At 58.7% G+C, this 20435-nt stretch carries 16 protein-coding genes and 1 pseudogene; 4 read left to right on the top strand and 13 right to left on the bottom strand.

Annotation, left to right across the window (positions count from 1 at the left end):
- The first annotated feature begins 5 nt into the window (after positions 1-5).
- Both ACGLHR_RS43270 and ACGLHR_RS43265 read left to right on the top strand, forming a co-directional pair.
- Positions 6-1067 (top strand): amidohydrolase family protein, encoded by a 1062-nt coding sequence (locus ACGLHR_RS43270; protein WP_400102038.1) that lies wholly within the window; start codon positions 6-8, stop codon positions 1065-1067.
- Between the two features lie 458 nt (positions 1068-1525).
- Positions 1526-2299, top strand: a complete 774-nt coding sequence (locus tag ACGLHR_RS43265; protein WP_400102036.1) for a carboxymuconolactone decarboxylase family protein — start codon at positions 1526-1528, stop codon at positions 2297-2299.
- An 806-nt stretch (positions 2300-3105) separates the two neighbouring features.
- Here the strand turns inward: ACGLHR_RS43265 and ACGLHR_RS43260 are convergent.
- The 12 genes and pseudogenes from ACGLHR_RS43260 to ACGLHR_RS43205 all read right to left on the bottom strand — a co-directional run bounded on the left by ACGLHR_RS43260 (position 3106) and on the right by ACGLHR_RS43205 (position 15122).
- Positions 3106-4215, bottom strand: a complete 1110-nt coding sequence (locus tag ACGLHR_RS43260) for a porin (protein WP_400102035.1) — start codon at positions 4213-4215, stop codon at positions 3106-3108.
- Positions 4216-4653: 438 nt separating this feature from the next.
- Positions 4654-5421, bottom strand: a complete 768-nt coding sequence (locus ACGLHR_RS43255) for an alpha/beta fold hydrolase (protein WP_400102034.1) — start codon at positions 5419-5421, stop codon at positions 4654-4656.
- A gap of 75 nt (positions 5422-5496) precedes the next feature.
- On the bottom strand, positions 5497-6489 hold the full coding sequence (locus tag ACGLHR_RS43250) for a Bug family tripartite tricarboxylate transporter substrate binding protein (protein ID WP_400102033.1): 993 nt from the start codon (positions 6487-6489) through the stop codon (positions 5497-5499).
- 207 nt (positions 6490-6696) lie between these two features.
- On the bottom strand, positions 6697-6864 hold the full coding sequence (locus ACGLHR_RS43245; RefSeq protein WP_400102032.1) for a hypothetical protein: 168 nt from the start codon (positions 6862-6864) through the stop codon (positions 6697-6699).
- A 155-nt stretch (positions 6865-7019) separates the two neighbouring features.
- A complete protein-coding gene (locus ACGLHR_RS43240) occupies positions 7020-7397 on the bottom strand; it encodes a carboxymuconolactone decarboxylase family protein (RefSeq protein WP_400102031.1) in 378 nt (125 codons plus the stop codon).
- Between the two features lie 1127 nt (positions 7398-8524).
- Entirely contained in the window at positions 8525-8920 is a 396-nt protein-coding gene (locus ACGLHR_RS43235; protein ID WP_400102030.1) for an antibiotic biosynthesis monooxygenase family protein, read from the bottom strand.
- 180 nt (positions 8921-9100) lie between these two features.
- Positions 9101-9868: an IclR family transcriptional regulator gene (locus ACGLHR_RS43230; protein WP_400102029.1), complete on the bottom strand. Its 768-nt coding sequence runs from the start codon at positions 9866-9868 to the stop codon at positions 9101-9103.
- A gap of 47 nt (positions 9869-9915) precedes the next feature.
- Positions 9916-10863, bottom strand: a complete 948-nt coding sequence (locus ACGLHR_RS43225; RefSeq protein WP_400102028.1) for a hydroxymethylglutaryl-CoA lyase — start codon at positions 10861-10863, stop codon at positions 9916-9918.
- Between the two features lie 93 nt (positions 10864-10956).
- A complete protein-coding gene (locus ACGLHR_RS43220; RefSeq protein ID WP_400102027.1) occupies positions 10957-11751 on the bottom strand; it encodes an enoyl-CoA hydratase/isomerase family protein in 795 nt (264 codons plus the stop codon).
- A gap of 60 nt (positions 11752-11811) precedes the next feature.
- A pseudogene (locus tag ACGLHR_RS43215) lies at positions 11812-12991 on the bottom strand (CaiB/BaiF CoA transferase family protein).
- 28 nt (positions 12992-13019) lie between these two features.
- Positions 13020-14186 carry an acyl-CoA dehydrogenase family protein gene (locus tag ACGLHR_RS43210; protein WP_400102026.1) on the bottom strand — a complete coding sequence of 389 codons (1167 nt, stop codon included), beginning with the start codon at positions 14184-14186 and terminating at the stop codon, positions 13020-13022.
- A gap of 9 nt (positions 14187-14195) precedes the next feature.
- On the bottom strand, positions 14196-15122 hold the full coding sequence (locus ACGLHR_RS43205; RefSeq protein WP_400102037.1) for a Bug family tripartite tricarboxylate transporter substrate binding protein: 927 nt from the start codon (positions 15120-15122) through the stop codon (positions 14196-14198).
- A 1884-nt stretch (positions 15123-17006) separates the two neighbouring features.
- On the opposite strand from ACGLHR_RS43205, the gene ACGLHR_RS43200 reads away from it, so the two are divergent.
- Positions 17007-18518 carry an aldehyde dehydrogenase family protein gene (locus ACGLHR_RS43200; RefSeq protein WP_400102025.1) on the top strand — a complete coding sequence of 504 codons (1512 nt, stop codon included), beginning with the start codon at positions 17007-17009 and terminating at the stop codon, positions 18516-18518.
- A gap of 488 nt (positions 18519-19006) precedes the next feature.
- Complete coding sequence (locus tag ACGLHR_RS43195; protein ID WP_400102024.1) at positions 19007-19357, top strand: carboxymuconolactone decarboxylase family protein; 351 nt, start codon at positions 19007-19009, stop codon at positions 19355-19357.
- 111 nt (positions 19358-19468) lie between these two features.
- Here the strand turns inward: ACGLHR_RS43195 and ACGLHR_RS43190 are convergent, their stop codons facing one another.
- On the bottom strand, positions 19469-20269 hold the full coding sequence (locus ACGLHR_RS43190; protein WP_400102023.1) for an SDR family NAD(P)-dependent oxidoreductase: 801 nt from the start codon (positions 20267-20269) through the stop codon (positions 19469-19471).
- Positions 20270-20435 lie beyond the last annotated feature (166 nt).

Below are 20435 nucleotides of genomic sequence, written 5' to 3'. Positions count from 1 at the left end.
ACGCCATGAGCGGCGCACCACAGTCGCACAATCTCGTTCGCCACGATTGGCTGGCGACACAGCGCGAGAAAGTGCTTGATCCCGGTCAACTAATCGTCGATGCCCATCACCACCTCTACGACCGTCCAGGCGCGAGGTACCTGCTGGACGACATGCTGGCCGATCTGCGCGGTAGCCACAACGTACGGGCCACGGTATTCGTGCAGGCACGTGCCATGCTTCGGGCCAGCGGCCCAGAGGCTATGAAGTCAATCGGCGAAACCGAATTCGCGAACGGTGTAGCCGCCATGTGTGCGAGTGGCGCCTATGGCGACGTGCGTTTGTGCGCCGGGATCGTCGGCTTCGCCGATTTGCGCCTCGGGAACGCGGTTCGGCCGGTGCTGGAGGCCCACATCGCAGCCGCCGGGGGCCCGGTAGCTGCTGGTGGTCGGTTCCGCGGAATGCGCCAGACTGCTGCCTGGGATCCCGACCCGAGTTTCTTGAACCCGGAGTATCCGACCAGCGAGGATATGTTGGAGACGAAGGACTTTCGCGCGGGCTTCGCTCATCTGGCCGAACTCGGCCTTAGCTTTGATGCTTGGCTCTTCTTCCATCAGATTCCACGTCTCACATCGCTTGCGCGTGCCTTCCCCGAGACGCCAATCGTCCTCGACCACTGTGGCGGTATTCTCGGGATCGGGCGCTACATGGGCTGTCGCAAAGAAGTGCACACTCAATGGCTCGCAGCTTTGCGCGAGCTCGCCACCTGCCCCAACGTGATGGTCAAGCTTGGCGGACTGGGCATGCGGCTGTCGGGCTTTGGATTTGAGTTGTTAGAACGTGCGCCGTCCTCGGATGAGTTGGCAGTAGCTTGGCAGCCGTGGATTGAGTCCTGCATCAATGCGTTTGGGCCTGCGCGCTGCATGTTCGAGAGTAACTTTCCCGTGGACAAGGGCAGCTATAGCTATAGCGTTGGCTGGAACGCCATGAAGCGCATCGTTGCCGGCGCTTCTGCGGAGGAGAAAGCGGACTTGTTCTGGAGAACTGCGTCACGCTTCTATCGTCTGCCGGCGTTCGACAACCCTTGAGGACCAGCGCTCCAATAACGAATGTGTTCATCAGCCGAATGGTCGAGGATAGGAGAGATATGCCTCGACGATGGCACTTGGCTCATTGCAGGCGAAGGCTTACGTGGCAAGTAAGGCATGTATCGAAGTGCCCGCGCCTTGGGCCTGCCCGCCGGGTCCTGCATGCGCACTCGTCAAGCCCACGCGCCTAGGGGGAAGGCTTACACTACGTGTTGCCGCCCGGCCGGCCGGAGGGACGATGGTTTACTGCCGGTACAGGAGCGGGACCAAGACGGAAAGCCCCAACGAATGACAAACAAACCTCCAACGCGTCGCCTTCTCGCGGCAAGCGGCCCTGCTCCCGATGTCTATGCCCCCAAGTTTTGCGTCGTAGGACAGGGGCTTTGGCCGTAAGGGCCGTCTTAAGGCTATCGCATCTGAGGAGTGCAGATGCAGGAAATGAAGAGGATCAATGAATCGTGAAAGAACTTCCCCCTGTAACAAAAGAACGTGACCTCGCGCAGATGGAGGACGCCTTCACCGAGCCTGCCGTACCGGCTCGCCTACGCCAGCTCGCACCCACGTCGTTTGCTGCGGCTAGCCGATATTGGCAAGCAATCTTCTCGGGCGAGCATCTCTCTCCGCGTCTTAAGGAGTTAATTCTCGTCGCTCTTCATGCCTCAGTGACGTCAATCAACGTCGAAGGTATCCGGCGCCATATTGAACGTGCATTGACGGCGGGTGCATCCTCGGAGGAGGTAGTGGACGTGCTTGTTTCCATCATCGGAGTCAGTAACCACGCCCTGTATTCCGCTGTGCCCATCTTGATGGAAGAGCTGAAGGCCGCCGGCCACGAATCTGCCGCTTTGCCCGAAGCAACCCCAGAGTACGAGGCGATCAAGAACGAGTTCGTCAAGACGCGTGGATACTGGAACGAGCAGCGAGACATGATTGCACGGCTAATGCCTACCTACTGCGAAGTGCTGTCCGAATTATCGATGGATCCTTGGAAGCACGGTCTGCTCAGCGCAAAGGAACGAGAGTTGATCTATATCGCGATCGACTGTTCGGTCACGCACATGTACGAGCCCGGTCTCGCAATGCACATCCGCCATGCCCTGCAGCATGGCGCAACTCGAGACGAGATCCTCGAGGTCTTTCAACTCGCCGCGCTGATGGGTCTGGAGGGTTACATCCTGGGGACGGAGGCATTGTTTCGAGCCCTACCCCCGCCATCCAATAGTCCCAGCTAGGGAGGCATCCTCAGATCCCCCGATCTCCTAATGTATTGCTATCAAGTTGCAAGCAGGGCGTGAGCCTCACTCGTGTTCCGAGATCGCGCCCTGCATCTGCAGTAGCTTAGGCGCTCATCCCTTGGCGTCTCCTGGCCGGAACACCACCGGCAACACTACAGACCGGCAGTTCTTCCATCAGCCGAGCATGATGAGTTTGGGGGCGCCATCGCGGCCTTTATCCTGGCAACGCAGCGATTTGTGCGGCAGCCAAACTACGGCGCGATGGGCTCGCCTGTTCGGGACCTGCAAATCCCGTCCTCGCCGGCAAGCGGCTGTTGCCTTTCTCAGAGAAGCGATCTGTCCAGAGCCCTAGACGCGCCAGAGAGTGTGCAAAAAAACGGAGACAACTCGCTGAATCCGCAGCATTCCCCTCATAGTGAAGAGCCGCGGTGAAACATCGAGCCAGAACCTTCTCCGCCCTGAGCCGCTCCAGGTCGCAGTCAGCGCGTCGCCGATCCCCGCTTTGATGAAGCGCGCGCCCCAACGATCTGTTCCCCGGTTGCAATGGCTTCGATCGAAGCAACGTTCTGGCGCTTAATCCTGCCGCATAATTTGCCATTGCCTGGTGGCGCACAAGATGGACTTTCAGACGAGCGAGGCAGCGATATGCAGCAGCGAGAGGTGCACGTGACGTGCGCTCGCCGTCCCCAGTCCATCCGGTATCGCATTAATGCAAGATCACATCAGCACCTCTTGGTCAAACGCGACATCGGCAGCAATGCCGCATCAACCCCAAGGGGCCCTTGCAAGGCGAGCGTTAGCGATCAGAACTTATGGCGGACACCGAGGGCGACACCAAGCATATTGGTCTTGGTCCCGCCCAACGGGTACCCGTTGGCAAAATTGATGGACGCAGTGTCAAGAGTGAGGCCGGCGTACTTCGAGTAGGCGGTCGTCAGGTACACGTCGGTACGCTTGGACAGATTGTAGTCGGCGATGAACATGACCTGCCACGGATTGGCCGGGTTGGTTGTAATGCCGCCGGCGGTTACGGGCCTAAAATCCTGATAGAAGTAGTCCACTGTCAGGCCCAAGGCTGCAGTGACCTGATAGTTTGCTCCAACCCAGTACATATTGTCGCGAACGACGGCACGCCCGGATTGGTCCTTGGCCTGACCGTAGCGATAGCCTGCCATGAGCTTGGCCGGGCCGACGGTATAGCTCCCTGCGACGGCAGCCTTTTTAACGCTGCCGGTGCCAAGAAAAGTGGTGCCGTTGATAACGCTCGGGTTGGCCTGATCGTAGGCGACAGTTGCGCCGAACGGGCCAGCGAGATAGGTTACTCCGGCACCGTAGCCCGTGTCGCGACGGAATTGACCCGGTACTTCTCCCCCGCCGGCCACGCCATTGCCGAAGGACCAGTGAGCCCCCACGGTCCACGGGCCGAAGGTGCCCTTATATTTGACCGTATTGTCCGAACGGAGGTCCAGGCCGAGGAGCGCAAACGTCGGTTCATACAGACCCGCATAGGCGCCCGGCGAAAAGTTGGCCAGCGCATCAAACATTGTGGTGTACTGGCGACCAAAGGTGAGCGAGCCGGCGGTCTTGCTTTGCAACCCGCCAAATGCCTGACGTCCAAACAGGCGGCCGCCTTGTGACATCGTGCCTGTGTCCAGGCTGAAGCCGTTTTCCAACGCGAATATCGCGCTCAAATCGCTGCTGATCTCCTCCACACCACGCAGGCCCCAGCGTGAGCCGGACAGGCCACCGCTGCCCACCGAAAAAGTGTTGCCTGAACCACCGCCGGGCTTGGCGAGGTTGGATGTAAATCCAACGGTGGCATCAGCCACGCCGTACAGCGTCACGCTCGATTGCGCTTGCGCCGAACCTGCAAATGCGCCCAGCGCTGCTAATGCAAAAAGCGATTTTTTCATACCGGCTCATCTCCATTATAGTGATTTGCTTTTTTATGGCTGATCGGAAATCCTCCAACATCTCCATTCCCTTCCAGCCCAGACTTGCGGAATCGTCAAATACCGCATTGAATAACACCAATTCGCTACGCCAGGCTGCTGACGCCGAGTCGGTTTACACGCATTAGCATCTAAAATCTGACAATAGGGACGTGCTGATCCGGCCTCCTCATACATGATGTCCGTGGAGACGAAAATAATTTCTTCGTTTTAAATTAAATGTACCGTGGCAAGAAATCGGTAACAGTGGATGACGGGCGATCTCCAATGTTGAGCGAGCGGGATTGAATAAGCGCTTGCCCTATATTAAAATTTCCACGATCTACTCAAAATCGAGATCGCCATTCAACGCATATCGGGGATGGGCCAAAGGCCCGCATCCCCCTGGCGCGTGTCTCGTCAACCGATGGCTGCCAACATCTCTGTCAGTTCGTACGGCATCAGAATCATTGCATCGTGCGCGGTTGGAATTTCCAAGTACGTCCATCCAGGCGTAGTCTTGGCCAACTCTCGCGATTTGGCGTTGACCGGGAATAGCGGTTTCGAGCAAGCGATGTATGTCGCTGGAACCCCGTTACACAGCGGATTCTCCAGGTTCAGTTTGTCGAAGTAGGTCTGTAACGGGTGGGGGGTCAGCTTCGTCTGCAGCCACGCAGCCATCTGCGGGTCGGTGATGCCGAAGTAATCCGGGGCGTTGGGCGGAATGCTCAAGCCGTCGCCCGCTTCCATCGCTCGTTGCTTGTACCGCTGGACGAGTTCAGGAGGCAACTCGTCAGCCGGGGACTCGCCCGACTGTAGAACCTGGGAGTCGAGGTGCACGAGGTGGCGCAAGCGCACGCGCACCCGATCGGCTACACCAGACACAATGGAACCGGCAAAGCTATGGCCCACCAGAATCACATCATCCAGTTCCTCGAACCTGATCACCTGCACGATGTCCTCAATGAAAGTGCCCAACGTCGGCTTAAATGACATCAGGTGAGAACGCTCGCCTAACCCGGTCAGGGTCGGCGTATAGACGGTGTGACCACGCGATCGAAGACCAGCCGCCACCTCTTTCCAACACCAGCCGCCATGGTAGCCGCCGTGAACAAGCACGTATGTCTTGTGCTGCGAGCTTGTACCCGCGCGGTCGGAGTCATCGATTTGCGAAATCGCGAAGTCCATGGAAACTCCTGTAAAGATGCATTGAGTTTGTTGCCGCCACCTGCCGCGCGTTGCGTCGTGCGGCAGGGAGGGGTCTTACTGTCGCTTTGGCAGCTTCAGATCGGCTGCGAGCTTGCTCATCTGCCCCAGTTGCCCTTTGAGGTACTTATTGAATTCCTCGGGAGACATCACCATGGGCTCACTTCCATCCGACCGGAATTTTTCGTTGAGTTCCTCACTGGAAACCGCGCTGCGCAATGCCTCCGAGAGACGCTGCAGGACGTCCTTCGGGGTCGCGGCTGGGGCCAGCAGACCGATCCAGGAGTAGTAACTGGCGTTGTGCACGCCCTGTTCTGCAAAGGTCGGGACGTCCGGGAGCGATTGAAGCCGCGTGTTTGACGAAACCCCCAAGGCCCGCAGCTTTCCAGTCTTGATGTTGCCCGCGCTGGTGGCGGAGGTATCAAAGAGCATATCTACGCGCCCACCGACGATGTCGGTTATCGCAGCAGCATTGCCTTTGTAGGGCACGTGCAGTACATCAAGGCCGGTCTGCTGGAGAAAGATGGCAGCTGCAATGTGGGAAGGTGTGCCGACCCCGCCCGATGCATAAGACAACGTTTTGGGATTCGCCTTGGCGCGGGCCATGAACCCCGCAAGCGTCTTGTCTGGTTGTTGGGGGCCAACTACGAGGACGAAAGGAAACTTGAGAATCGGACCAACGCCGGCGAAGTCCTTTTCAAGGTTGTAGCCGGGCTGATCCATCAACGCCGGCCACACTGCGATCCCATCGCTCTGCAGCAACAACGTGTAGCCATCGGCCGGCGCGTCCTTCACCAACCGGGTTCCAAGCAAGGTGTCCGCGCCTGGTCGATTGTCCACTATCACGGGCTGCCCCAGATTCTCGGACATCTTCTTGGCAACTAGCCGGGCTGTCACGTCGGCCAGGCCGCCGGCAGCGGAAGGCACCACTATGCGCACGGTCTTCGTTGGAAACCGGTTGGCCGCCATGGCCAAAGGTATGCAGGAAAGCGCGAGGGCCGCTGCGGCAAGGCCGTGCTTGATCAGCGTATGTCCCCAGAAATTTTTCATAGCGTTGTCTCCATCTGTAGTTGTAGTGAAGCAGTGAAACGACTGGGCCGAGGTCAGTTGAGCTGCTTGCCCATCCCTGAAGGCTGCGGGACGTGAAATACTTTCTTAGACAGAGCATTGAGAGAACGCGCAGGCTCAGCTTGCAACCCACGACGCGTCACTCCACGTTCTTCACGAATTCACCTCTGGCGAGACTCGAACTCGAACTCAAGCACGTACTTCCTGAATAGCGCTTACAAGGCAATCCGGATCAGCGGCGATCTTCTTCCCGGCACTCTCAGGTTGCAGCTTCAGGAATGCGCGCGAATCCTGCTCCCCGAGACCTCGGGCCAGGGCTTCAGTCATCTGTTCCAAAGTCAGGTTGACCATCCACATGAGCACGCCTAGCTCCTTGCCTACGGCGGTGCACAGCGCCACGTTCTTGTGGGCCAACTTAAGAGCGAACGCCGGGGTCTCGTAAAATCGGCCTTCGCGTCAGGTTGGCACCGCCAAATCAAAGGGGGACCGTCGCCCCTTGTGGATCACGTGGGTCAAATTCCCATTTCATCAAAGACTTTGCGCGCGAGCTTGAATGAGCTCATGCCGGCGGGCATGCCAGCGTAGACTGCGACTTGCAGCAGGCATTCACGGACTTCCGCTTTCGTTACGCCGTTGGTAATCGCTGCGCGAATGTGGCCAGCCAGTTCATCCGAGCGGTTAAGCGCAGCTAGCATCCCGATGTTTAGAATGCTGCGGCTACGGCGGTCCAAATCGGGACGCGTCCAGATCTCTCCCCAGCAGAATTCGGTCACCAGTTCCTGCATCGGCATCGAGAATTCGTCCGCATTCTTGAATGCGGCATCCACATTGCTCTCGCCTGCCACGGCGCGACGCACCTCCAAACCTCTTTCGAAAAGTTCTTTATTCATATCTCCTCCTACGTATAGTGATTTCGGGCTATATGAGTCGACCGCAGCCACTCTGCCGTCTCACCAGCGAATCGTTAGCGGGGTTGCCCTAGAGGAGATACTACCGACACGGCGACTGCCGGTCGATACTGCACGGCATGCCAGCAGAGCAAAGGTCTTTGCCAAAAAACGCTAAAAGCCGATCGAAGTTAAGTCTCGGAATCATTCCGAGCGGAACTGACCGTCCGAGGATGACGCAGCGCATGGCGGAGTATCCGGACCGGCGGATTTATCTGTTAGCTAACTGCGCGTCCATGCCCTCCTCTACACAGTCGGGAGAAGGCGATCACAGAGCGTCCGTCGCGTCTGCAAACGTCCAGGCCTTCCGGAATGTCCAACAGACGTCACCCGCGGCCGAACACGCCGGGGCTGCACAATAAGCGGCAGCAGCCGAGCAAGCGAGGCAGACTGGAGCGGTTCATCGTCGGCACCTACCTTCCCACTGCCATCCCAGTTGTGAATCAATGTACGTTTGGTTCGGCCGACAAGCCGTTGCTGGTAAGGCTGTGCTGAATCCGAAAGCGGGCACGGGCCGAGGAGCCAAATGGCTGTGTCCAACTGCGAGCAGAACAGGTCACTGTGCGCGATCACGAAGTGCTTCGACCACCAAGGTGAAAGCCGACGTTTGATGGCCGCGACTCGGATAGTAGAAGTGGCAAGCGGGGAAACGCGACCAGTCACCTAGAACGTGTACCAGCCACCCCGAATCGATTTGCCGCTTTACTTGATCTTCCGACAGGTAAGCGACATCGGGGCCATCCAGACATGCTAGGAACCTCGAGTGCGGCTTTATGCGGCCCGACATATCGAACAGACTGAAGTTGGCGGCACGGTCACATTCTGCTGTGACGACGAACACCCGCATAGCGATAAGTTTCCGCCGCGCGCCAGGGCAGACAGACGACTAATCGCTACAAGGGCTTCAAGATTGAACGCGTCTGCACCGCTGCATGCTCAGATCTTTCCCGGCAATCTGCCGCCGCAGATCGATGCGAGGCGCCGGCGCAGGCGACATCCGAGGTAATTTACCTTCAGACTCAACGCACAGCCAGGTTGCCTAGCCGTTGTGCCTTTTGGAGAAAGTGGCTTCAGTTCCGAGCGTCTTCGGCGTCCGGCCCATCCTTTGTGAGCAACTCAAAGTGCTGCATCACAGGAGGCTGAGCGAAAAATGGCTCGACCATAGCGCGGAACTTGGGGGAGAGGGGGCCCTGGCGGTAGGTAACCATGTGGTCGTCAACCGTATTCCAGGAAATCTGCATGACATAGCGCTCTGGGGACTCAACACACTTATGGAGCTTGTATCCCCGCATGCCTACCGCACGCGACATCACTGTCTGCAGTCCTTGAATAATTGCAGCTTCAAAATCAGCCTGTTGTCCCGGCTTAATCCAGATCTCAGCATGTTCTAGTATCAAGACTCGCCTCCACAATGAAATTTCAGGGTTGTACTCTGCTGCCGTTGTGTCGCGACCTTCGTCGCGCATCCAGCAGGTGCAATGGTCGGCTCAACGCCGTGGCCGACCACGGATGCATCTTCGTAGCGGATTCGCTTCGGCGCTTTGACTCGCCGCTATACTCGCGCCTGCGCGGCGCCGAATCGCCGACCTTCCATACATTGTCTCCACGACCGCCATCGCGGAGAACGATGCCTGAGCGTCCGGGCCTTAGCTCTGAAGTGTCCTCTGCCCCAGGCGGAGCGCGTCGACAATTTGCGCTTTGTTCCCTTCTACTCTGTTGACTGGGCCAGCCACCGAGATGCCGTAGGTGACATCGCCTATTGCGACCGGCATGGCAATCGCTCCCAGATCCGGGAATGATTCTCCAAAATTCGAGTACCAGCCGTTCGCTCGTGAGCGTTCCAACTCGTCTTCGAAGGCCGCTTTGTTCGTGATAGTTTTCTCCGTGTGTTCAGAAAATGACAGTCTTTCGAGTGCTTGCTCCCGGGCAGATCCCGACATCACACCAAGGATCGCACGGCCGATAGAGTTGGCATGCGCCTCGCGGAGTTCGCCGGGTGCCGCCGTATAGCGTACCGGATTGGGTGATTCGCGAACCTCCAGGTACAACACGCGTCCGTCGTCCTGGAGCTTGCCGAAAATGGCAGTTTCCCCGGTAGCATCGCGCAGTGCCTCCAGGACTGGCGTCACCCGCTCAAGGAGAGGGTCGTTGCGTGAGATCCTCTGCGCGATGTTTAACAGGCGACTGGTGGGGTAATAGCCCTGCCGCCGCCCCGTTTCATAGAGATAACCCAGGGCTGTCAGCGTTCGTATCAGGCCGAGGCAGCTTGACATGGGTGCGCCGAGTAGCTTCGCTAGTTCGGTCAGAGTAAGCGAGCGCCCTTCACGCGCATAGATTTCCATGATTTCAATCACGCGCAGTGCGGTCTTCACACTGGAAAAGTTCGTCTTGTCCGCTGGTTCGCTCGCAGCCATCCTAGGTTCCTTGTGTCCACTTTTGGCAGATTGTAAGCGAACCGGTGTCAGCGACATCCGACCGTATCGAGGGAATCTCCGCGCCTGGTCAATAGCGCGCGACCGACTCGCGAGGCGTTTTCACGGCCGATAGCTTCAGAAATATAGGCGCCCGCATCCACTACCCGGTCGAGATCGATACCAGTTTCAATACCGAGGCCGTGCAGCATGTAGAGCACATCCTCGCTTGCCACATTGCCCGTTGCACCCTTTGCATACGGGCATCCGCCAAGCCCTGCTACCGAGGAGTGGAAGATGCCGATCCCTGCCTCCAAGCTAGCCAGGATATTTGCAAGCGCCTGTCCATAGGTGTCGTGAAAATGGCCGGCGATGCCTTCCAGACGAAACGCCTTCGTGGCTGCTTCCATGACGGCCTGGACGTGACGTGGCGTGCCAACTCCGATGGTATCGGCGATATCAATCTCGTCACAGCCCAGATCTGCAAAGCGCGCAACAACGTCACTGACTGCCCGCACGGGAACATCGCCCTGGATAGGACAGCCCATGGCGCAGGAAACGCTAGCCCGCAGCCTGAGGCCACTGGCCTTTGCCGCCTTCGAAACCGGCAGGAATCGCTGGATCGATTCCTCGATCGAGCAGTTGATATTTCGCTGAGAGAATGCTTCGCTTGCGGCGCCAAAGATCACGACTTCGCCAGCACCCGCCTGCAGCGCAGCTTCAAAGCCCTGCATATTAGGAGTCAGCGCCGAATAGACCGTAGCCGGGCGGCGCTCAATATCGCGCATCACCGCTGCGCCATCCGCCATCTGCGGAACCCAACGAGGGGATACAAACGACGCGCTTTCGATATTGGCGAAGCCGGCCCTGCTGAGCCGATTGACCAGCTCAACTTTGACATTAGCGGGAACGTACTGCGGCTCGTTCTGCAAGCCGTCGCGCGGCCCGACTTCAACCAGCCTGACGCGGGCGGGCAGGCCGTGCAATCCGGATGCCATGACGGCTCTTTGAACTTGGTACATTTCGGGGTCTTTCCAGTTGACGAGGCAGCGGACCAACCACTCGCCCCGGCTATAAGGGGGCGGACGAACTTAGGCGGACCGTGCAATCCAGGCAGGCTTGCGCTTTTCCAGGAACGAACGCACGCCCTCGCGGCCTTCCTCGCTCGCTCGTATATCCGCGATGCGTTCGGCTGTAAGTGCGATCAGCGATGCGTCGAGCGCCCTATCAGCGATATCCTGCACTAGCCGTTTGCTTTCCCGCACTGCAGCCGGGCTGTTACCGGCTAGCGCTGTAGCAATTTCCACCGCCCTGCCCTCCAGCGCCTCGGCTGCGACGACTTCATGGATGAACCCGATACGATGTGCCTCCCCTGCACTGAATCGCTCCGCAGTCACACAATACCGGCGTGCCGCCTGTTCCCCCATGGCCCGCACCACGTAGGGGCCAATGGTCGCCGGGATCAAACCGAGCTTCGTTTCCGACAGACAGAAGTTGACCTGGCCGGCGGCCACGGCGATGTCGCAGGCGGCTACCAAGCCCATCCCACCCGCGTAGGTGTCACCTTGGATGACGGCCACCACAGGCTTCGGGCAACTCCAGATGGTGTGCAGCATCTCGGCCAGTTGTCGTGCGTCAGCGACGTTCTCGTCGCGCGTGTAGCCGGCCATCTTGCGCATCCAGTTGAGGTCGGCACCAGCGCAGAAGGCCTGCCCCTTGGCGGCAAGGAGGATCGCTCGCACGTCGTCTTGCAGCGCAAGCACGTTGAATGCATCTGTCAATTCGGCAATGACCACCTCGTTGAAAGCGTTGCGGACTTCAGGCCGATTGAGGGCGATACGCGCGAGGTAGCCATCGCGACTGACCTCCAGGGTCGAATAAATCATGCTAAAGCTCGTCCATGCGGTTTAGGGATATCGTCGAAGGCGGCGCCAATGACCGGCAGCCTATGCGTCGTCGGACGCACGCCTTCCATCGACGCCCATCTCGCCCGGGCACATGCGGATATTGCCCGGCGTACGAGAAAAGCGCGTGGGAATGCCGACTGCACGCAAGCGGCCTTCAGTCGGGTGGTCATACTCGAAGAACGTACCAGTGGCCCGCAGGTGGGGATCGTCGAACAAGTCTTCGAACGTTGAGACTTCACTGTGCGGTATATCAGCGTCCGCCAGCATTTCAAGCCATTGCGCTGTTGTCTTGCCGCCGACAATGTCGGCCAGCTTGGCATATAGCTTGTCGATATTGGCGCTCCTTGCAGCGGGTTCGGCATACTTCGGGTCGCTCGCGAGTTCCGCATGGCCGGACAGGGCGAAGAAGCGAGACCATTGCGCCGTGGTATAGGGCAGCAAAGCGATGTAGCCATCCAATGTGCGATAAGGCTTGCGGTGCGCCGACATCACGCGCGAATATCCCGACGGGCCACGCTCCGGGATAAACGTCTGGCCCGCCAGTTGCTCGACCGCCAGGAAGGAAACTAGCGTCTCGAACATCGGCACCTCGATCGCCTGGCCTAGCCCCGAGCGCTCCCGCTCGTACAGCGCCATCGGAATGGCGTAGGCCACGGTCAGGCCGGCGACCTTGTCAGCCAAGATGGTGTTGACGTACTGCGGACCTTCGGTGGAGTTCTCACCTTGGAATTGCGCCATCCCGCTTCTTGCCTGGATGATGTCGTCGAAAGCAGGCATGCCAGCATACGGACCCGCCTCTGAATAGCCGTAGGCGCCGCAATAGATCCAGCCGCGGGTTAGCCATTCGCAGCGAATCATAGTCCAGGCCAAGTCGGCGCAGCGACTGCGGCCGTACGTTGGAGATGAACACGTCAGCCTCGGCAATGAGCCCCTTCAACCGCGCCAAGTCTTCTTCGCGCTTCACGTCCAGCACCAGGAACTGCTTGTTCCGGTTGAGGTTGAGGAAGCAGGCGCCCATTCCGGCATGCCGGGCGGGCTCCGCATGCCGAAAGACGTCGCCTGCAGGAGATTCCACCTTGATTACCTCGGCCCCCATGTCACCTAGGATCTGTGTGGCGTAGGGACCCATGGCGACCGAGGTCATGTCGACAACACGGATTCCGGCTAAGGGGCCGGTGGGTTGCTGTTGCAGGGGCTTCGTCTCGTTGCTCGTGTACATCTTCAGGTGCCTTTGAACTCGGGCTAACTCAGTAGGACTTCGGCAGGCCGAGCACGCGTTCAGCGATGAAGCACATGATGAGCTGCGGGCTGACCGGCGCGATGCGCGGGATATAGGACTCACGCAGCAGCCGCTCCACGCGATACTCGCGCGAGTACCCCATGCCGCCCAGGGTCAAGATCGCGGTTTGGCAGGCGTTGTGACCAGCCTCCGCAGCCAGGTACTTGGCGGCATTGGCTTCGGCACCGCACGAAAGGCCCGCGTCGTAACGCGTTGCCGCTTTCAACACCATCAGGTTGGCCGACTCCAGTTGCATCCACGCCTGTGCCAGCGGGTGCTGCACGCCTTGGTTCATGCCGATGGGGCGACCGAACACCACGCGGTCCTTGGCGTATTGCGTTGCAATAGCGAGTGCGGCCCGCCCCAGGCCGACGGCTTCTGCAGCAATCAGAATGCGTTCGGGATTGAGACCGTGCAGGATGTATTCAAAGCCTCGGCCTTCTTCGCCGATGAGGTCCTCATCGGGAATGAACAAATCATCGATGAACAGCATATTGGTATCGACGGCCGCACGGCCCATCTTGTCAATCTCGCGGATCTCGATTTTGCTGCGGTCCACGTTTGTGTAGAACAGTGACAGACCTTGGGTGGGCTTGGTCACGGATTCCAGCGGCTGGGTGCGCGCCAGCAGCAGCATGCGATCGGCCACTTGAGCGGTGGATATCCAGATCTTGCGCCCACTCACCGAATAGCCGCCAGCCACCTTACGGGCGAAAGTCTTCAACTTCGTGGTGTCCAACCCGGCGTCCGGCTCGGTTACGGCAAAGCACGCCTTCTCTCGCCCTTCGATCAGCGAGGGCAGGAAGCGCGCTTTCTGCTCGTCGGTACCGAAGACCACCACGGGGTTCAGACCAAATACGTTCATATGTACCGCTGACGCACCGGTCATGCCGGCGCCAGACTGCGAGATGGTCTGCATCACAAGCGCGGCCTCCAGGATGCCGAGACCCGCGCCGCCATAGGCTTCCGGCATCGCCACGCCCAGCCAGCCGCCTTCGCACAGCGCCTTGTAGAATTCATGAGGGTACGTCGCGGAAACGTCGAGACGGTCCCAGTACTCCATATCAAACTGCGAGCAAACGGATTGGACCGCCTCGACGATGGAGCTCTGTTCTTCGGAAAGTTCGAAATTCATGGTATGTCCTTATTCAGCTTGAATGCCTGCATCCCTGACTAGTTGCGCCCATTTTTGCAATTCAGCGGTCACGAACTTACCGAGTTCGGCAGGCGTGCTGCCAAACGGTTCGAAGCCGAACCCGTGGAACTGCGCCGCGTACTGCTTGTTACCGGCGACCGTAACAAGCTCGCGATTTAGACGATCAATGATTGGTGCGGGCGTGCCGGCTGGCGCGAACACACCGTTCCAGGAAGTGATGTCGAATCCCTTGAGTTCCGGCATGCTTGCTAGCGGCGGCAATTCAGGTAGCAGTTCCGAGCGCTGGGCTGTGGTCACGCCGAGGGCGTGCAGTTTTCCCGCCTTCACGTTGGCAATACCTGCGGCGAAGTCGACGAACATAACCTGGATTTGTCCACCGATCACATCGGTCATGGCCGGCGGTGTGCTCTTGTACGGCACGTGCAGCATATTCAGACCGGCCATCCTTGAAAGAGTGGCGCCCGCCACGATGCCGGTGCTGTTGCCACTGCCGTATGACATGCCGGGGTGCACTTTGGCGTAGTCGATGAATTCACGCAGGGACTTGACCGGCAGGCTGGGACTCACCACTAGCATGAAGGGCAGGTTGCCCATGCGGGAGACCGGTGTGAAGTCTTTCACCGGGTCGTAGCGCAGATGCTTCATCAACGACGGGTTGGCCGAATGTGTGGTGTTCGTCGTCATGAACAACGTGTATCCATCCGGAGGAGCCTTCGCCACTACTTCAGCCGCGATGGAGCCGTTGGCGCCCGGCCTGTTGTCAACCAACACCGGTTGATGTAGCGAGTCGCCCAAGGCCCTCGCAGTCAGTCGTGCCACTGCATCGGTGCCACTGCCCGCGGCAAACGGCACCACCAGTCTGATCGGTTTGGATGGATAGACCTCCGCTGCCATGGACACCGTGACGGCTGTCATGACAGCACCACAGATCAACACAAGGGGAAAGAACACTTTCTTTGCCGCTATCACGATGTTTGTCTCCTCGTTGGTTTTCTTGATATTTGGCCCTGCCCGAGGCGAGCCGTACTACACCTTCCCGCGATCCGTCCTCGGAGGGGGAAGACATCCTCCGCTTCCTAGCTGGCTTGGCTCTGGTGATGCATCTCGTCCGGTCAAAGGACCCATCGCCCAGCGTTCTTTGCGTTGTCCACTCGCCGCGGTGCGCGTGAGGCAATGCTCCCTTGCCCATCGTCGATCGATGGCACGGCGCGTGTCATATCGATTGCCTTCCTTCAGCGCCAGATCTACATATTTTCTTACTTATGAATTTAGTTTTATATATGTGAATTCTTGTGTCAAATTATTTCGTGACGCGTACGGGTTTACTCTCACGCGTCGAGAGCTCCTGTCTTACGACCTACTTCGTCGAAAGTGGCGCTTGATACAGGTAACGAGAGGGATCCGTTCACACCCGTTCCTCCCAGGCGACAACTTCGCGCGCGATCTGCGAGATACAGGACTCCGGCAGCTCGCGCCGGCACGCTCATTCGTGCGTTGATTGACGCGGAAACCTTGTCAGCTTGTCGCCTGAAAGGAGATTCAAGGGACCGTGCATCGGACGCCACACAGAGACCGAGAAGGTCATCCACAGGCCTAAACACAAAACGTGTGCTTGACCTTGAATTTCACTATGCTAAACTTTTATTCAACGGGCTGAATACACTGAACGCTTGCGCTGGCTAGTACTCTGCAAGCCGCGAAGCATTAACAAGTGGGAGGAGAGCGTTAGCGGCATCCCAGTAGGCCAAGTACTGCTCACGACGCGACAAACTTGTGTTCGCGGCCAAAGCGCCTCTCATTGGCTTCTCATACCGTGATATCAACTATGTTGACCAGAGCCTGCACTGATGGCGACTCGCTTTTAGATGAACTTACCGAACTTCGCTTGGAAGTACGTGAATCATCAAAACAAGCTTGCCGTGAAGCGCAGCAAAGGGCCAGGCAATGTGATTTGCCATACCGTGCCACCCTGCGGCGGATAATTGAGGATTGGATTGCTGCCGGAAGTGCGCGTCAGAAAGTTGTGTGCTTCGCGTCAGCAGCAGAGTTGGGGCTTGTACTGGGTGGCGGCCACGCCGAGCAATGCCTGCACGTCGCGACGCAATCCTGGAGTTTGAACGTACTTTACTGGGCGGCATCACGCCGCCTAGGCTCCAAATGCGGGCGCAATCTGCTTATGCAGGATGAATCATAAGGCTCGACATCGGGACATCACGACAAGACACCGAGCACTGCAATGCGCAATCGGAGCATTACAGGCGGCCGGAAAAATTGCGAAGGACCCGACGGAAACGAAAGCTCCCACCATTCGCCGAGGAGTGAGTGTGAAATTGCACCATCCGAGCCTGAATCCAACCTGACACGCCTCTTCCGGCTGCCACAGCGCCTATTCCACGCGACCAACGCACACGCTGCAGTAAAGCGCTTAAAACGTGCTCAAAGAACGGATCGCTTCCCGACCGGCTTCGGGGTCGACGAGGAAACTGGTGAGCGCGCGAACCGAGCGCAAGAGCCCGCGGCTCCTCGCTTATGCCCCATCACTTTGCGATCCGTCATGCCAGGCGACGCCGAGCGGACCCGTTAGCCGAGGTCACGACAGCCCCGCCAGCGCTACGTGCTTGTGCAATGGTCACGGCTCGGAGCTTGCCGGCTAGCGCAAAGAACCTTGCCGCGCAGAGCGGATTGTGCGAGTCGGACGGCGCCTGCTAGAGTAATTAGCCCAACTTCCCGCATTCGCACATGTGAATGCGCACGACGCACGACTCCGAGTCGTCGCAGACCGCCTTGCAAGGAACCCTCATGCCTACATCCAACTCATCGGCTGCCGACGCTCAGCTCCCGGTCAACGAAGGTCATCGCAGAGCGCTCGAGTGGGTGCAAACAGGGCCAAAGAAGTTGCTGATCGGTGGTGAATGGGTTAACGCGAAATCCAACAGAACGTTCGACTCATTCGATCCTTCAACGGAGCAGCGCTTGACGAGTGTTGCGGAAGCGGACGCGCTGGACGTGGATGCTGCCGTAGTCGCGGCGCGCAAGGCATTTGAAGCGCCGTCGTGGTCAGGCATTACGCCGCACGCACGTACTCGCGCGCTCCTGAAGATCGCCGAAATGATCGATCTCCACGCCGATGAACTTGCCGCACTCGAATCGCTCGACAACGGCATGCCGCTTTGGTACAGCACCGCGAGCGCCGCCGCTGCCGGCGAAGTGTTCCGATACTACGCGGGATGGCCATCGAAAATGTTCGGCACGACCAATCCCACTGATTCCTCCGCCTTCTTGTACACGGTGCGAGAGCCAATGGGCGTATGCGGCCAGATCAACGCATGGAACGTCCCGCTGATGCAGGCGGCAATCAAAATTTCCACCGCGTTGGCCTGCGGCAATACGGTGGTTATGAAGCCGGCGGAGCAAGCGCCCTTGTCGACGTTGCGCCTGGCAGAACTGATCCTGGAGACTAACTTGCCCCCAGGCGTACTGAATATTCTCCCTGGCTTCGGGCCGAGCGCCGGCGCAGCAATCGCGGCGCACCTCGGAATCGACAAGGTCGCGTTCACCGGTTCCACTGCTATTGGAAAGCAAATTCTGGAGGCCTCAATCGGGAATCTAAAGAAGGTTACGCTAGAACTCGGGGGAAAATCACCGAACATCATCTTTCCTGATGCCGACATCGAGAAGGCGGTGCAATCGGCAGTCAAGAGCTTCTGCAGTAACTCGGGCCAAGTGTGCTCGGCCGGCACCCGCGTGTTCGTCCACGAGAGCTTGCACGACGAGGTCAGCGAACATATCGCCAAGATTGCCGCCACCTACAAAGTCGGCTCGCCATTCGCGTCCGACACCAAGCTTGGACCGCTGATTTCCGCCAAGCAACTCGAACGTGTACTGCACTACATCGAAAGTGGGAAAGAGGCTGGGGCAACGTTGCTTCAAGGGGGATGCCGTATCGGCGGGACCGGACACTTCGTCGAGCCGACTGTCTTCAGCGGTGTCGCCAACACGATGAAGATTGCGCAGGAGGAAATCTTCGGGCCTGTCGTATCTATCATTCCATTCAAGGACGAGAACGATGCGGTGTTTCAGGGCAATGACACCCAGTATGGATTGGCCGCCGCAGTGTGGACCCGTGACATCAGCCGCGCTCACACGGTCGCACGGCGTTTGAAGGCCGGGCGAGTCTGGATCAACACCTACGGCGAAGCCGACCCTGTGATGGCTTTCGGCGGCTACAAGCAGTCCGGCATCGGGCGGGAGTTCGGCGCAGAATCAATTGACGCCTACACGCAGACGAAAGCCGTATTGGTCCGCTTTTGAAGCCCGAGCCCGTCCACCTCACATACCAGGGTGGGTGAGATATCAAACAGCCTCCGAGTTCTGGCGAAAGCTGCTTGACGTGGAGCAGCTTTCGCCGAGGAGAAAGGAGTTCCCCCTCGTCGTCGAGCATGCTTCGGTGTGGGCTATCAACTCCAAGTCGATTCGCCGGTACATCGAACGCGCCCTGACAGCAACAGGCGCCTCCGAGGAGGAGGACACACTGGATGTGCTAATCGCGGAGGAGACGGGAAAGCACGTTGCCGTTGGCGCCAGGTTCTCGCATCGTAACGCGACACTGCGGCAGTGCTTCAGATAAGTCGCATTGCAGGGTCACCGCAGTCCAAGCAGTTCAGTTCCAAGCTACCGGCCGATTAAATGCCAAACGAGGCCGCCAAGTGGATTCAGGCGCTATGCCTGCGCATGGCACCTGGCGGCCAACGCAGTTCCCGCTGACTTAAGACAGAAACTCACTGAAAAGGAACAACCCTATGAGCCAGAACACTTCCTCCAACGCCGCACGGGAAATCGTCGGCAAGATTGCCCCCAAACTCGCTCAACTGAACGATGAGGTACTTTTCGCCGATGTGTGGGAACGGCCGCAGCTATCGAAGCGTGATCGAAGCCTAATCACGTGCACGGCACTCGTCGCAATGGGCAAAACCGACCAGATGAAGAGTCACTTTCCACGCGCGATTGCAAACGGGGTGACGAAGGATGAACTCGTCGAGATGTTCACACACATGGCCTTCTATGCTGGTTGGCCGAGTGCCGTTACCGCTGTAATGCGATTCGACGAAATCTTTGGGGATACTCTGGCCGAGGCTCCATCCAATAAATAATTGGGTGGATTGGCTTGGCCGCGATCGGCAGAGCGCTTACGCCGCAGGGGACGCAGGCGCTCCTTGTCTGTCGGGATCAATAATGGAGGCCGTCGCCCATTTTCTCTGTGCTCATTCGTTGGGGCTTTCAGCCTCGCTCTCAATGGCAGGAACGCCGCCGTAGAGTCCCCAGGTGCTGGCAGTAAGCCAGCCTGCATCAATCAGCAGGTCGGTTCCCGTGATTGCCGATGCACGATCGGAGGCCAGAAACTCGACGCCTTCAGCAACCTCCATGGGGTCGACGCGGCGACCCAAGGCCAACTGCGAGTTCACATCGGAAGCGTAGCGTCCCAGTGGTCGAGCGGTTACCCGTGGCGTGAGTGTTGCCCCCGGAGACACGGAGTTGACCCGCACCCCCGCCCGACCCCACTGCCCAGCCAGACCGCGGGTCAGATTTACGATTGCCGCTTTGCTTGGCCCGTAAGCGTGCAACGGCGACGAGCCATGTGCCACTGTCGATGCAATATTGACGATGCTTCCCTTCCTTTCCCGGACCATTCGCCTGCCGAAGGCGCGGTTTACGTTGAAGGTGCCTTCCACATTAACTTGCATGACTGACCGCCAGAGGTCCATGGGAAACTCGTCCGGAGGATATCGGTCTTGGAACGCGGCCGCCGATACCACCAGCGAATAGACCGGCCCCTGCTCCCGCTCTATATCCGACGCGAGCTGCTCGACCGAGTCAAGGCTACGTATGTCCACGCAGTAGCTGGAACCTCCAATCTCTTTGGCAAGTGATTCAGCGGCGCCGGCATCCAGGTCCACAACTGCAACTCGCCATCCGCGGCTGGACATCAATCGACAACATGCGGCGCCAATGCCGTTGGCACCGCCAATGACAACGCACAACCTCGAGCCCAGATTATCCTTCATCGCGTCTCCTTATTCTGCGCTAGTAGCTCAGATACTCCGCCGCAGTCAAGCGGGGCAACTTCGCGCGTCTGCACTTTCATAGCGCGCCACTTATTCCAATCCGCGCCGTTCGCCAGCCAGTCGTGGCGAACGAGACTGTGCGGCTGTGGTGCACTGCTCATGGCGC

Source organism: Cupriavidus sp. CuC1, assembly GCF_044627735.1.
GTDB classification, from domain to species: domain Bacteria; phylum Pseudomonadota; class Gammaproteobacteria; order Burkholderiales; family Burkholderiaceae; genus Cupriavidus; species Cupriavidus ulmosensis.
Note: the sequence above shows the minus strand (reverse complement) of the source record. Positions and strands in the feature narration are given on the sequence as shown.